The 14,311-nt window shown below is 39.8% G+C and carries 10 protein-coding genes; 9 read left to right on the forward strand and 1 reads right to left on the reverse strand.

The window, feature by feature from the left end:
- The first annotated feature begins 328 nt into the window (after nt 1–328).
- From pdhR to H5122_RS15845, 5 genes are all read left to right on the forward strand, one after another.
- A complete protein-coding gene (pdhR, locus tag H5122_RS15825; protein WP_002957764.1) occupies nt 329–1,078 on the forward strand; it encodes a pyruvate dehydrogenase complex transcriptional repressor PdhR in 750 nt (249 codons plus the stop codon).
- A gap of 90 nt (nt 1,079–1,168) precedes the next feature.
- Nucleotides 1,169–3,835: a pyruvate dehydrogenase (acetyl-transferring), homodimeric type gene (gene aceE / locus H5122_RS15830; protein ID WP_182682550.1), complete on the forward strand. Its 2,667-nt coding sequence runs from the start codon at nt 1,169–1,171 to the stop codon at nt 3,833–3,835.
- A gap of 10 nt (nt 3,836–3,845) precedes the next feature.
- Entirely contained in the window at nt 3,846–5,762 is a 1,917-nt protein-coding gene (gene aceF, locus H5122_RS15835) for a pyruvate dehydrogenase complex dihydrolipoyllysine-residue acetyltransferase (protein ID WP_182682549.1), read from the forward strand.
- Between the two features lie 205 nt (nt 5,763–5,967).
- Nucleotides 5,968–7,392 (forward strand): dihydrolipoyl dehydrogenase, encoded by a 1,425-nt coding sequence (gene lpdA / locus H5122_RS15840; protein WP_002957761.1) that lies wholly within the window; start codon nt 5,968–5,970, stop codon nt 7,390–7,392.
- 136 nt (nt 7,393–7,528) lie between these two features.
- Nucleotides 7,529–8,209 (forward strand): tRNA-uridine aminocarboxypropyltransferase, encoded by a 681-nt coding sequence (locus H5122_RS15845; RefSeq protein ID WP_138489694.1) that lies wholly within the window; start codon nt 7,529–7,531, stop codon nt 8,207–8,209.
- Nucleotides 8,210–8,219: 10 nt separating this feature from the next.
- Here the strand turns inward: H5122_RS15845 and H5122_RS15850 are convergent, their stop codons facing one another.
- Nucleotides 8,220–8,735, reverse strand: coding sequence for a hypothetical protein (locus tag H5122_RS15850; protein ID WP_182682548.1), 516 nt, complete (start codon nt 8,733–8,735; stop codon nt 8,220–8,222).
- A 939-nt stretch (nt 8,736–9,674) separates the two neighbouring features.
- Here H5122_RS15850 and H5122_RS15855 point away from each other — a divergent pair.
- From H5122_RS15855 to H5122_RS15870, 4 genes are read left to right on the forward strand one after another with little or no spacing between them, the layout of a single operon-like run.
- Nucleotides 9,675–10,679, forward strand: coding sequence for a Fe(3+) ABC transporter substrate-binding protein (locus tag H5122_RS15855; protein ID WP_182682547.1), 1,005 nt, complete (start codon nt 9,675–9,677; stop codon nt 10,677–10,679).
- Entirely contained in the window at nt 10,679–12,310 is a 1,632-nt protein-coding gene (locus tag H5122_RS15860) for an iron ABC transporter permease (RefSeq protein WP_182682546.1), read from the forward strand. Before H5122_RS15855 ends, H5122_RS15860 begins: the two co-directional genes overlap by 1 nt.
- The gene (locus H5122_RS15865) at nt 12,311–13,360 is read left to right on the forward strand and encodes an ABC transporter ATP-binding protein (RefSeq protein WP_182671419.1); all 1,050 of its coding nucleotides are present in this window, start codon (nt 12,311–12,313) and stop codon (nt 13,358–13,360) included.
- A gap of 48 nt (nt 13,361–13,408) precedes the next feature.
- Nucleotides 13,409–14,308, forward strand: a complete 900-nt coding sequence (locus H5122_RS15870; protein ID WP_182671418.1) for a Dyp-type peroxidase — start codon at nt 13,409–13,411, stop codon at nt 14,306–14,308.
- Nucleotides 14,309–14,311: the final 3 nt, after the last annotated feature.

Here is a 14,311-nt window from a genome sequence, read left to right on the forward strand (position 1 = left end):
CTTATGCAATGTAAGGTACTTTAATCTCTTCCTGCAGTTTTTAAGTACAACAAAATAGAGCTAATATTCTAATTCATTCTGGTCAGACCAATTGTTTTCATCCCAAATACGTTATAACAATTTTTGCAAATTGCGCATTGTTTGATCTTCGTTCAAAATGCGTTACGCTACTTTAATTGCTCAAACTACCTGTAAATTGACAGCTAATAGTGTTTTTGATACCGTATTGAAAATTTTTGGTATGACCAATTTACCTTTTGGGTAAATCATACTACTTAAAGCCCCGTTTTATGGGCTCTTGGTATTTATACAACGCGGACGTTGATTCATGTCTTTAAAGATTAAAGCAGCAAAATTATCTGATGTTATTTTACAGCAACTTGAGAATATGATTCTTGAAGGCTCGTTAGCACCAGGTGAAAAGTTGCCACCAGAGCGTGAACTAGCAAAGCAGTTTGAAGTGTCTCGCCCGTCACTGCGTGAGGCAATTCAAAAATTAGAAGCGAAAGGTTTAGTTACGCGTCGCCAAGGTGGCGGCACGTTTGTAAAAAATCAGCTCGAAGAAGGGCTTACTGATCCACTTTTTGATTTGATTAGTAAGCACCCTGAGTCGCAGTTTGATTTACTCGAATTTCGTCATGCATTAGAAGGGATTGCTGCTTACTACGCAGCACTGCGCGGGACCAGCAACGATTTTAGCAAAGTAAAACAAAGCTTTGATGAAATTGCCTTAGTTAATGATGATTTACAGCAAAAAGCAAAAGCAATTAATGCATTTCACTTTAGCGTGGCAGAAGCCTCGCACAATGTGGTGTTACTGCATTTAGTTAGAGGTATGAAAGCGCTGCTTGAGCAAAATGTATTGCAAAATTTAACTGTTCTATTAAAAAAGTCAGATATTAGCAGTCAGTTAGCCCAACACAGGCGTTTATTAATGGATGCCGTTATTGACGGTAATCCAGAACAAGCCCGTTTAGCAAGTAATGCGCACTTAGCATTTATCGAAGAAGCACTACTTGAAGCAGGCAAAGAACATTCGCGAATTGAACGTAGTTTAAGACGCACTAAACAAAATTAAGTTAGTACATAACTACTTTGAACACACAAATTAAGTAGCTGTGATATTAAATTAACAATATTCGTATTTTAAACATAAGGAAACCTCCATATGTCTGAAGTCAATAAAATTGACGTAGACGCGCTAGAAACACAAGAGTGGTTACAAGCTCTTGAATCAGTTGTGCGCGAAGAAGGTGTTGAACGAGCTCAGTTTTTACTTGAGCAAGTATTAGAGCAAGCCCGTTTAGACGGCGTTGATATGCCAACGGGTATTACCACGAACTACGTTAATACTATTCCTGTAGATCAAGAGCCTGCTTACCCAGGTGATGTAAATCTTGAACGTCGTATTCGTTCAATTATACGTTGGAACGCGATTATGATCGTTCTACGTGCATCTAAAAAAGATCTCGACTTAGGCGGCCATATGGCGTCTTACCAATCATCTGCTGCATTTTATGAAGTGTGTTTTAACCACTTCTTTAAAGCACCAAATGATGTAGACGGTGGTGACTTAGTTTATTACCAAGGTCATATTTCTCCGGGTATTTACGCACGTGCATTTGTTGAAGGTCGTTTATCGGCTGCGCAACTAGATAACTTCCGCCAAGAAGTTGATGGCGAAGGCTTACCATCGTACCCACACCCTAAGTTAATGCCTGAATTTTGGCAGTTTCCTACGGTATCAATGGGCTTAGGTCCTATTTCATCAATTTATCAAGCACGCTTCTTAAAATACCTAGATGGTCGTGGCTTAAAAGATACTAAAAACCAACGTGTATATGCGTTTTTAGGTGACGGTGAAATGGATGAGCCAGAATCACGTGGTGCTATTTCTTTCGCTGCACGTGAAAAACTAGATAACCTTTGTTACTTAGTTAACTGTAACTTACAGCGTTTGGACGGCCCAGTTATGGGTAACGGTAAAATTATTCAAGAGCTAGAAGGCTTGTTTAAAGGCGCTGGCTGGAACGTAATTAAACTAGTGTGGGGCAGCGGTTGGGATATTCTGCTTGCTAAAGACACAACAGGTAAATTACTACAGTTAATGAACGAAACAATTGATGGTGATTACCAAACATACAAAGCTAAAGATGGCGCATACGTGCGTGAGCATTTCTTTGGTCGCTACCCTGAAACAGCTGCCCTTGTTGCAGATATGACAGATGATGAAATTTTTGCGCTTAAGCGTGGTGGTCATGAGCCATCAAAACTATTTGCTGCATTTAAAAAAGCAGAAGAGACAAAAGGTCGTCCAACTGTAATTCTTGCTAAAACTGTAAAAGGTTACGGCATGGGCGAAGCCGCTGAAGGTAAAAACATTGCGCACCAAGTGAAAAAAATGGACATGTCGCATGTTGCACATTTACGTTCACGCCTTGGTCTTGATGACTTAGTATCTGAAGAGCAATTAAAAGAATTACCATACCTAGAGCTTGAAGAAGGTTCACCAGAGTACAAGTACCTACATGCGCGTCGTGATGAGCTTAAAGGTTACACACCTAAGCGTATCCCACGTTTTAGTGAAAAACTTACGTTGCCAGAAGTAGATGCATTTAAGCCACTACTTGAAGAGCAAAAGCGTGATATTTCTACTACTATGGGCTTTGTTCGTGCACTTAATATCTTATTAAAAGATAAAGGCATTGGTAAAAATATCGTACCAATTATTGCAGATGAAGCGCGTACATTTGGTATGGAAGGTTTATTCCGTCAAATCGGTATTTATAACCCGCATGGCCAAAACTACACGCCACAGGATCGTGATATTGTTTCTTACTATAAAGAAGCAACTTCAGGTCAAGTATTGCAAGAAGGTATCAATGAGTTAGGTGCAATGTCGTCATGGGTTGCTGCTGCAACCTCATACAGCACTAACGATTTACCAATGATCCCATTCTACATTTACTACTCTATGTTTGGTTTCCAACGTGTTGGCGACATGGCATGGATGGCGGGCGATCAACAAGCACGTGGTTTCTTATTAGGTGCTACAGCGGGTCGTACAACGCTAAATGGTGAAGGCTTACAACACGAAGATGGTCACAGCCACATTCTTGCAAACACGGTTCCTAACTGTGTTTCTTATGACCCAACTTACGCGTTTGAAGTTGCAGTTATTGTACAAGACGGTATTCGTCGTATGTACGGTGACGACCAAGAAAATATTTACTACTACCTAACGCTTATGAACGAAAACTACCATCAGCCAGCTATGCCAGAAGGCGCTGAAGAAGGTATTCGTAAAGGTATTTACAAGCTTGAAAGTTACGAAGGTAAAAAAGCCAACGTTCAGCTATTAAGCTCAGGTACTATTATGACTGAAGTGCGCAAAGCTGCTTCAATCTTAAGCGAAGAATATGGTATTGCATCAGATGTTTACTCAGTAACATCTTTCAATGAACTAACGCGTGATGGTCAAGATGTTGAGCGTTTCAACATGCTTAATCCTGAAAGCGAGCAAAAAACAGCATTTATCACAAGCGTATTAAACGACTCTGTGACTGTTGCAGCAACGGATTACATGAAAAACTACGCAGAACAAGCGCGTTCATTCATTCCAAGCAGCAACTACAAAGTGTTAGGTACAGATGGTTACGGTCGTTCTGATAGCCGTGAAAACCTACGTCGTCACTTTGAAGTTAACGCAAGCTACGTTGTTGTTGCTACGTTATCTGAACTTGCTAAACGCGGTGAAGTTGAGAAGTCAGTAGTTGTTGAAGCACTTAAAAAGTTCAACATCGACACTAACAAACTTAACCCACTGTACGCATAAGAGGTTTGCAATGAGTATTGAAATTAAAGTACCTGATATTGGTGACGACGAAGTAGAAGTAACCGAAATATTAGTAAGCGTTGGCGATAAAGTAGATGTTGACCAATCATTACTAAATGTTGAAGGCGACAAAGCATCAATGGAAATACCTGCTTCTCAAGCGGGGACTGTAAAAGAGATTAAAGTTAACGTTGGCGACACCGTTACAACAGGCTCTTTAGTATTCTTGTTTGAAGGCGAGAGTGAAGGCACTGATGAGAAAAATACACCAGCCGCTGCTCCAGCTAAATCTGAAGAGGCAGCACCAGCTGCTTCGACAGGTTCTTCAATTAAAGAAGTAACTGTACCAGATATTGGCGATGATGAAGTTGAAGTAACTGAAATCATGGTTGCTGTTGGTGACACCGTTGAAGAAGAGCAATCTATCTTAAACGTGGAAGGCGACAAGGCAGCAATGGAAGTTCCAGCTCCATTTGCCGGTACAGTTAAAGAAATTAAAGTAGCCGCTGGCGACACAGTTAAAACTGGCTCGTTAGTGTTTGTTTTTGAAGTAGCAGGAAGTGAATCTGCAGCACTGGCTAAAGAGTCGGCTCCTGTAGAAGCGCCAGCTGAGAGCTCAACAGCAAGTTCAGCACCAAGCACTAAAGAAGTTAATGTACCTGATATTGGTGGCGATGAAGTTGAAGTAACTGAAATTATGGTTGCCGTTGGCGATGAAGTTTCAGAAGATCAATCAATCTTAAACGTTGAAGGCGACAAAGCTGCAATGGAAGTACCAGCTCCATTTGCAGGTACAGTTAAAGAAATTAAAGTAGCCGCTGGCGATAAAGTATCGACTGGTTCATTAATTTTTGTATTTGAAGTTGCAGGCAGTGCGCCAGCGGCATCTGCACCAGCTGAAAAATCAGCACCTGCAGCAGCGGCTAAAACTGAGTCAGCACCGGCTCAAGCAGCACCTGCAAAAGCAAGTAATGAAAGCTTCACAGAAAACAGCGCGTATGCTCATGCATCACCCGTTGTTCGCCGTTTAGCGCGTGAATTTGGTATTAACCTAGCTAACGTTAAAGGCACTGGTCGCAAAGCCCGTATAGTTAAAGAAGACGTGCAAAACTACGTTAAAAACCTAGTTAAGCAAGTTGAATCTGGTCAATTATCTGCAGGTAGTAGTGCAGGTGGTAGTGAGCTTGGTCTTATTCCATGGCCTAAAGTAGATTTTGCTAAATTTGGCGAAATTGAAGAGAAAAAACTGTCTCGCATTCAAAAGTTATCGGGTAAAAACTTACACCGTAACTGGGTACAAATCCCACATGTTACACAGTTTGATGAAGCTGATATCACAAGCCTTGAAGTATTCCGTAAAGAGCAAAATGCACTTAGCGAGAAGAAAAAGCTTGGCGTTAAAATCACACCACTTGTGTTTGTGATGAAAGCAGCGGCTAAAGCACTTGCAGACTTCCCAACATTTAACTCTTCACTGTCTAGCGACGGCGAAAGTTTAATTCTTAAGAAGTACATTAACATTGGTGTTGCTGTTGATACGCCAAATGGTTTAGTAGTGCCAGTGTTTAAAGATGTTGATAAAAAAGGCATTATTGAATTATCACGTGAACTAATGGAAGTATCTGTTAAAGCACGTGACGGTAAGCTTACAGCGTCTGATATGCAAGGTGGCTGTTTTACTATTTCTAGCCTTGGCGGTATCGGTGGTACGGCATTTACGCCAATTGTTAATGCGCCAGAAGTTGCTATTTTAGGTGTATCTAAATCTGAAATGAAACCTAAATGGAATGGCAAAGAGTTTGAACCAAAACTAATGGTTCCGCTGTCTATGTCATACGACCATAGGGTTATTGACGGAGCATTAGCTGCACGCTTTACTGTGACTCTTGCAAGTTACATGAGCGATATTCGCCAGTTGGTGATGTAACCAGTTTAGTAAAATTGGTATACGCAATAAAATAAATAGAATCAAATCCCAGCCAGTTGTTTTTAGCTGGGATTTTTACCATTTGCAATGATACAATCTTTGTACGAATTGCATCACTTTGTGCGCTGCTCACTCTTTCTGCCTTGCAGAAACATGGCAGTTAAATTTTAGGGCAGTGTCCCGTTCAAACAATTAAGGTAAAAGCATGAGCAACGAATTAAAAACTCAAGTTGTTGTACTAGGCGGTGGTCCTGGTGGTTATTCTGCGGCTTTCCGTGCTGCTGACTTGGGCTTAGAAGTTACATTAGTAGAATCTCGCGAAACATTAGGTGGCGTATGTCTTAATGTTGGTTGTATTCCTTCTAAAGCACTTTTACACGTAGCTAAAGTGATTGATGACGCAGCAGAAATGTCATCTCACGGTGTTACTTTTGGCGCACCAAAAATCGATCTTGACCAAGTTCGTACTTGGAAAGATTCTGTAGTTGGCCAGTTAACTGGTGGACTAGAAGGCATGGCCAAAATGCGTAAAGTGAAAGTTGTATCTGGATACGGCAAATTCACTGGCAGCAATACTTTAGTAGTTGAAGGCGCAGACGGCGCTACAACTATCACGTTTGATAACGCGATTATTGCAGCAGGTTCTAAACCAGTTAACTTACCTTTCATCCCAGAAGATGACCGTGTAATTGATTCAACTGGTGCATTAGAACTTAAAGACGTACCAGAAAAACTACTTGTATTGGGTGGTGGTATTATCGGTCTTGAAATGGGTACGGTTTACCGTGCGCTAGGTTCTGCAATTGATGTTGTAGAATTTGCTGATCAATTAGTACCAGCAGCTGATAAAGACATTATCAAAATTTACCAAAAATACGTAAGCAAAAAATTCAACGTAATGCTTTCAACTAAAGTTGTTGGTGTTGAAGCTAAAGAAGACGGCTTATACGTAACGTTTGAAGGTAAAAACGCACCAGCAGAACCAGTACGTTACGACAAAGTACTTGTTGCAGTTGGCCGTACTCCAAACGGTAACTTACTTGATGCTGAAAAAGCGGGCGTAAACGTTGATGAGCGTGGCTTTATTAATGTTGATAAGCAATTACGTACTAACGTAAGCCATATTTTTGCAATTGGTGACTTAGTTGGACAGCCTATGCTTGCGCATAAAGCGGTTCATGAAGGTCATGTTGCTGCAGAAGTTATTTCTGGTCAGAAGCATTTCTTCGACCCTAAATGTATTCCTTCAATTGCGTACACAGACCCAGAAATCGCTTGGGTAGGTGTTACTGAGAAAGAAGCAAAAGAGCAAGGCTTAAAAGTTGAAACTGCGGTATTCCCGTGGGCAGCATCTGGTCGTGCAATTGCATCTGCTCGTACTGAAGGTTCTACTAAACTTATCTTTGATAAAGAAAGTGGCCGTATAATCGGTGGTGCTATGATCGGTATTAACGCGGGCGAAATGCTTGGCGAAATTGGTTTAGGTATTGAAATGGGTGCTGATGGTGAAGACTTAGCGCTTACAATTCATGCTCACCCAACATTGAATGAATCAATCGGCCTTGCAGCTGAAATTTTTGAAGGTTCAATCACTGATTTACCAAACAAAAAAGCAGCTAAAAAGAAGTAATTTAACTTTTTAGTATTTGCTTTAAAAACCCAACTTCGGTTGGGTTTTTTTATGTCTATTTTTAACTTGGATAAATATAAGATTAAATAACAAGAAGTCGTTACAATGCGCGCTTAATTAATTGAAGGTAAATACAGTGAAAAACTCAGTTCTAGCATTACGCGCTCAACAAATAAGTGAATCTCGTCGAGAGTTTAATGCTCGAGGCGGTAAATTAGATCGCTGTGAACAGTGCCTGATTGCTAAGCACTACTGTATTTGTAAAGGTGTTGAGCATGCAGATTGTAAGGCCGCTGTATGCTTACTGATGTATCATAATGAAAGCTTTAAACCTTCTAATACAGGGCGTTTAATTGCTGAAATAGTGCCAGATAACCACGCATTTAGATGGGATAGAACAGATCCTAACCCCGCTCTTTTAGCTTTAATAAATGATTCGCAGTATCAGCCTATGGTCGTCTTTCCCGCAGAAGATGTAGAAGAGGGCAGAGCCATTACAGAAGTGAGTATTGAATCAGGTAAAAAGCCGCTATTTATATTCTTAGATGGTACGTGGCGCGAAGCTAAAAAAATGATTCGCAAAAGCCCTTATTTAGATAACTTGCCTGTACTTTCTGTTACTGCTGATAAACTATCTGATTACCGATTACGTGTAGCCCCTCATGCACATCAACTAGGCACTGCTGAAGTGGCTATTATGGTATTAGCACTTGCGGGCGAAATGGATGCATCGACAAAATTAGAGCAGCATTTTATTAAGTTTCGTGATGCCTATTTATTGGGTAAGCGCAACAAGGGACGACCGCTAGAAGATTAATTTTACGAAGTTAAGCAAATGCTTGCTGATTTTTTAAGTGAGCAAGTGCTTTATTTTGAATAGCTCTGAAGCCTTCTTCAGATGTTAATTGTAAAACAGTATTATACAATTGATTTATACTATTATGCACTTGAATAAACGAGATACAGTCTTTACCAATCATTTCTTTTGCTTCTTCAACTCGTTTTAAAAAGTAGCAGCTAATGTCTATTTTGCCATTAAATTGAGTCGTTGCAATTGCGTCTGCTATTCTATTAAGTTGATAACTAAACTCATCAGGTCGAGCACCTTCACCCCACTTGCTAATACGAATGTCGCGTTCTAACTGAATAATTTCGTTAAGTATATTTTTAAACTCACTCATTGGCATATTTAAAAAGTTATAACCTTTGGGGTTAAATAAAGCTTTATAGGGATTTTCGCTGGGGGTTTGGGCACTAAATACACCAATTGGTTTTGCTGTACTTGCGTCTGATACTTTACATAAAAAGGTATTACTTTGAGATGTGTTAAAATTCATATCCATTGAGTATTAATGATCCTTGCGTTATTTAGTTATCGGCGCAATTAATAAAAAACTTAGCGAAATTTAAAATATAAGTAAAGTATTTTAAGGTCTTAGCATTGATTGGCAGGGATGCGATATATTACTTGTTAAAAATTAGTGATAGTTGCTCAGAGCTTTACTCAACCCAAATTCTAGGCAAAGAAAAGCGCGCTCTATCTCTAGGCGCGCTTGCGGAATCTTCTAATTTTCTGCATCCTGCAATTGAACTTAATCAACTCCAATTTTCACTAATCCATGTTTATTACTATATTACTTTTTAGTTCTATGTAATGTAGACCATCCGGGCCTGTATCCTTTAATTCCTAAACATCCTGTAGGGTAAATACTATTACCAAATCCTTAATTACACTTCCTAGTGTATCCTTGTTTTAACCAATCCCTTGTGTTGCCTTAAAGGCCTGTCCATTTATTCCTTCAACATCCTGTTGAACAACTTAGCCTTGTTGTTATCCTTTTCGCATCTTCCTGACGCTGTCCTTTTTACAACATTGCGTTGTGATACTCATCCTGAGCCTGTCCTAAAATCCGTGTTGTCCTGATAACCTAATCATTGGTTGGTTGAGTAAGCAGTCCATTTCCTTTTACTCAATAAGCGTCATTGCTTGGTTGATGCGTAAATTATAGTGCAATACAGCAACTAAAATAGAGATAAAACTACATTCAATTAGTGTTTTTGCAATAGTAACAAAAATAAATTTCATATTATTCATATATTTAACTATTTTTAGGTTGTTTTTTATCTTGTTTTTTACTCATTAGCTGTCACATCCGTAAGACATCTCTTACACCGTATTTCCTTTTTGGGCGTTATTTACATATTTACATTTATTTAAAGTGTGCACTTTTAGAATGAGCACGGTAGAATTCGTTGATAATAACAGTTATTTAGGTGGAATAATGAAGAAAGTATTTGCACTTGTTTTAGGGGTAGTTGCATCGGCACCAGTCTTTGCAAACGATGTTGTTAACATCTACTCTTTTCGTCAACCGTTTTTAATTCAGCCAATTTTAGAAGACTTTACAAAGCAAACAGGCATAAAAACCAATGTTGTTTTTGCTAAAAAAGGGCTAATTGAGCGTGTTAAACGCGAAGGCAAGCACAGTAAAGCTGATTTAGTATTAACCTCTAACTTTAGTGCGCTTATTCAATTAGAAGATTTAAAATTAACACAAACTATAAAAAGTGACAGTGTAAATAATAATGTTCCAGCTGCCTTTCGTGACGGTGATGGCCAATGGGTTGCGCTTACTAAGCGAGTGCGTAATGTGTATTCATCAAAAGAGCGAGTTGGTGAGTTACCTAAGCTCACTTATGAAGATTTAGCAGACCCTAAATACAAAGGACAAATTTGTACGCGCTCTGGCAAACATCCATATAATTTAGGTTTAGTGGCTTCTATGATTGCACACCATGGTGAAGCGCAAACTAAAGAGTGGCTTGAAGGTGTTAAGGCTAATTTAGCACGCAAGCCTCAAGGTAACGATCGTGCTCAAGTTAAAGCTGTTAAAGAAGGTTTATGTAACTTGGCATTAGGTAATAGTTACTACCTTGGCAAAATGCTAGAAGATAAAGAACAAAAAGGTTGGGCAGAGGCCGTAAATATTAACTTTCCGAATCAAGTTAATCGTGGCTCACACATAAATGTATCGGGTGCGGTTATTACCAAATACGCTAAAAACCCTGAAAATGCATTAAAGCTCATAGAATATATGACCGACAGCAAAGCACAAAACATGTATGCCTCATTAAATATGGAGTATCCAGTTAAGTCGGGTGTTGAATTATCAACTTTGGTTGCCTCTTGGGGTAGCTTTAAAGAAGACAGCTTGCCACTTGATGAGATTAGTAAATATCGTCCGTTAGCACTTAAGCTAATTGATGAGGTGAAGTTCGATCTTTAATGACTAATAAATTTAAGCTGTCTAAATGGCAGCTCTTTGCTTGGTCGACTGGCTTAATACTATCGGCCCCGTTGTTTTTTCTTCTTTTTGAATCTCTACAAGGTAGCTCTGAGGTGTTTTCTCACCTGTGGGATACCGTGCTTTGGGACTACATAACCAATACCGTATTGTTAGTTTTAGGTGTTTGCGTCCTTAGCTGCGCCATAGCTTTGCCACTTGGGTGGCTAACGGCTTACTGTAGTTTCCCGGGTAAAAAACAGTTTGAATGGGCACTTATGCTGCCCCTTGCTATGCCTACCTATATTATTGCCTATGTATACACTGATTTATTAGATTATGCGGGCCCGGTGCAAATAGCATTGAGAGAATGGTTTGGCTGGCAATCACCTAACGACTATTGGTTTTTTGATATACGAACATTACCCGGCGCCATCGTTATGATTGCCTTGGTACTTTACCCGTATTTATTTTTAATTTTTAAAACAGCCCTTCGCGAGCAGTCATTCAAATTAGTACAAGCTAGTCAGTTAATGGGGCTATCTCCTGGGCAAAGCTTTTTTAAAGTCAGTTTAGTACTCTCTCGTGGGGCAATTGTGGCGGCTCTTGCACTTATTAGTATGGAAACCATGGCCGACTTTGCAACAGTGAGTTATTTTGCCGTAAGTACATTAACAACCGCCGTATACGATACGTGGTTTGGTTATTACTCACTTACAGCGGCCGCTAAAATATCGGGTGTGATGTTACTTCTGTTATTTTTAGCATTAATGGCAGAGCGTTTTAGTCGCCGAAACCAAGCGGTATTTGAGCGACAATCAAGTGTAAATAGCGAATCTCTCTATGTATTAAAAGGAAAGTCTGCTTGGCTCGCAACGGCATTTTGTAGCTTTATTTTACTTATCGCTTTTGTAATTCCTATTGCAGTACTTATAAATTACGCCATTGCCTACTTTGATAAAGCATGGAATGTTGAGTTTTTTAGTTACGCTTGGCAAAGTTTAAAAGTGGCAGGAGTTGTAAGTGTTATAACCATTACGTTGAGTGTTTTTGTGGTTTTTTATCAGCGTGTTGCAAAGCAAGCGTATCCGCTTATTCCTGGGCGTTTAGCAAGCACAGGTTATGCATTGCCAGGAACTGTACTCGCTATTGCGGTTTTATTACCTCTTACATTGTTAGAGAACACCATTAACACAGCGCTCGAGCCGTATAATTTAGATATTGGCTTACTGCTTACAGGTAGCATTCTTACTATTATTATTGCTTATATTGTTAGGTTTTACGCCATTGCACACGGAGCAATTGAGTCGAGTTTTTTACGTATTAGTCCATCACTTGATATGGCAAGCCAATCAATGGGTAAAAGCCAAGGGCAAACGCTGCGTTTAGTGCACCTACCTTTACTGCGAAGAGGATTGCTCACTGCTGCCTTATTGGTATTTATTGAGTGTATGAAAGAGTTGCCAGCTGCGCTATTGCTCAGACCGTTTAATTTTGAAAGCTTAGCTACTCATGTATTTCAGTATGTGAGTGATGAGCAATTAGAGCTTGCTTCAATATCTGCATTATTTATTGTTATTGTTGGGTTTATTCCTTTGTATTTTATTAATCGTTCTATGGAGCAGCGTAGTTAAATGAGTAGTTTAATTTTACAAGGCGTGAGCTATCACTATAACGGCACAAAGGTTATTCACGATTTAGATTTAACAGTGGGTAAAGATGAAATTGTTTGTCTACTCGGGGCGAGTGGATGCGGCAAAACAACCACATTAAAGGCGATTGCAGGTTTAATTGAAGCCAAGCAAGGGTCTATTTTTATAGACGGTAAATTAGTGAGTGATGAGCAATCGTTTGTCTCACCTGAGCATCGTAACATCGGCATGATGTTTCAAGATTATGCGTTGTTTCCGCATTTAACGGTGGCAAATAATATCGCATTTGGGCTTAGTAATATGAGCAAAGCTCAAAAGCAGCAACGCGTTGATGAAATGCTTAAGCTTGTACATTTAATTGGCTGTGCTGACAGGTTTCCACACCAGTTATCGGGTGGCCAACAGCAACGCGTCGCTATCGCTCGTGCATTAGCTTATAAACCTAGTTTATTACTCCTTGATGAGCCCTTTTCAAACATCGACACACAAGTACGCTTTGAATTAATTGCCGATATACGTCGAATTATTAAGGCAACTCAAGTATCTGCTGTGTTTGTTTCACACTCAAAAGAAGAGGCGTTTGCGTTTTCAGATACACTTGCCATTATGCATCGCGGTAAAATTGAGCAACAAGGCACGCCTGAGCAGCTTTTTGCAGCTCCATGTTCAAAGGAGGTTGCAGAGTTTCTGGGTCAGGGCATATACTTAAGCGCAGAAGTGTTAACCGCAACTGAATATAAAACACCATTTGGTTTAGTCGAATCTTATGTTGAGAGTAAGCATAATGTAAGTGCAGGGCTTATATATGTGCGCCCTCATCAAATAGAATTAGTGGCAGATAACCAAAGTGACAAATTCAGCAAGCGAGCTACAATCATAAGTCGTCGCTTTATTGGTTCGGCGTATGTTTATTCGCTTGTTATTGATGAACAAGAAATTGAAGTTGCTGCACAATATGGCCAGTCATTTGAAAATAATGATCAGGTTATAATAAAAATAAAACCTCACACGGTGAATTTTTTCGAATCGTAATTAATTTGTTATTCGCTGTGTTTTTATCTGTAAAACTAAGGAATAACAATGGCGCAAGCGCAATCAGGGATTTGTGCTGAAGCAAACTTACACGGTTTGCACTTATTTTTTAATGTGTTTGATGGTCAAGACGAATCACTTCGCGCAAAGTTAAAACAAGTAAGCGCTATAGAAGAAGAGTTTAGCGATCAATTTTCAGAATCAATGCTCTCTTGTATGGTTGCTATTGGTGCGCAATACTGGCCGCATATCCTCCCTGAATACATTCCAAGCGAGTTACAGAGCTTTCCCAATATAACCCATAGCGATCACCAAATGAGCGTACAACCGTGCGATTTATTTGTGCAAATTCGCTCTGACCGTGAAGATGTTAACCATTTATTTGCGCTGCAAATTTTAAAATTATTTGCCCCCGATGTTGAGCTGGTGGAGCAAATTCGTAATTTTCGTTTTTTAGATGGTCGTGATTTTAACGGTTTTATTTATGGTGGCGACACCGCACATGGAAGAAAAAAGCGCGCTACGGCTTTAATCAGCAACCCTGGTAGCTTTGAAGATCAGGGGAGTTATATTCATGTTCAGCGTTATAAACATGATCTAACTATGTGGCAGCATTTATCATTGAGTGAGCAAGAGCAAATAATGGGACGTACGCGTCTTGATAACACGCTAATTACCCCAGCGATCGAAACCAGCCATGCTTCGCGAAGTGAGCTAAAAGACGAAGACGGACAACCGCTACTATTAAATCAAAGCATGCCTTATGGCGACGTGTATGAGCAGGGAATGTTATCAATTACATGCGCTTGTACGGGCACCGCATTTGAAAAAGTACTTAATAGTCGTTTAGGGGAAGGGGATTGCTACGACCACTGGCTTGATTTTACTCAAGCCGATATGGGCTCTGCTTTCTTTGCACCTTCAATAGGGTTTTTAAAACAAATTTAATTT

It is taken from the genome of Pseudoalteromonas sp. SG43-8 (genome assembly GCF_014164245.1).
Classification (GTDB): Bacteria; Pseudomonadota; Gammaproteobacteria; order Enterobacterales; family Alteromonadaceae; genus Pseudoalteromonas; species Pseudoalteromonas distincta.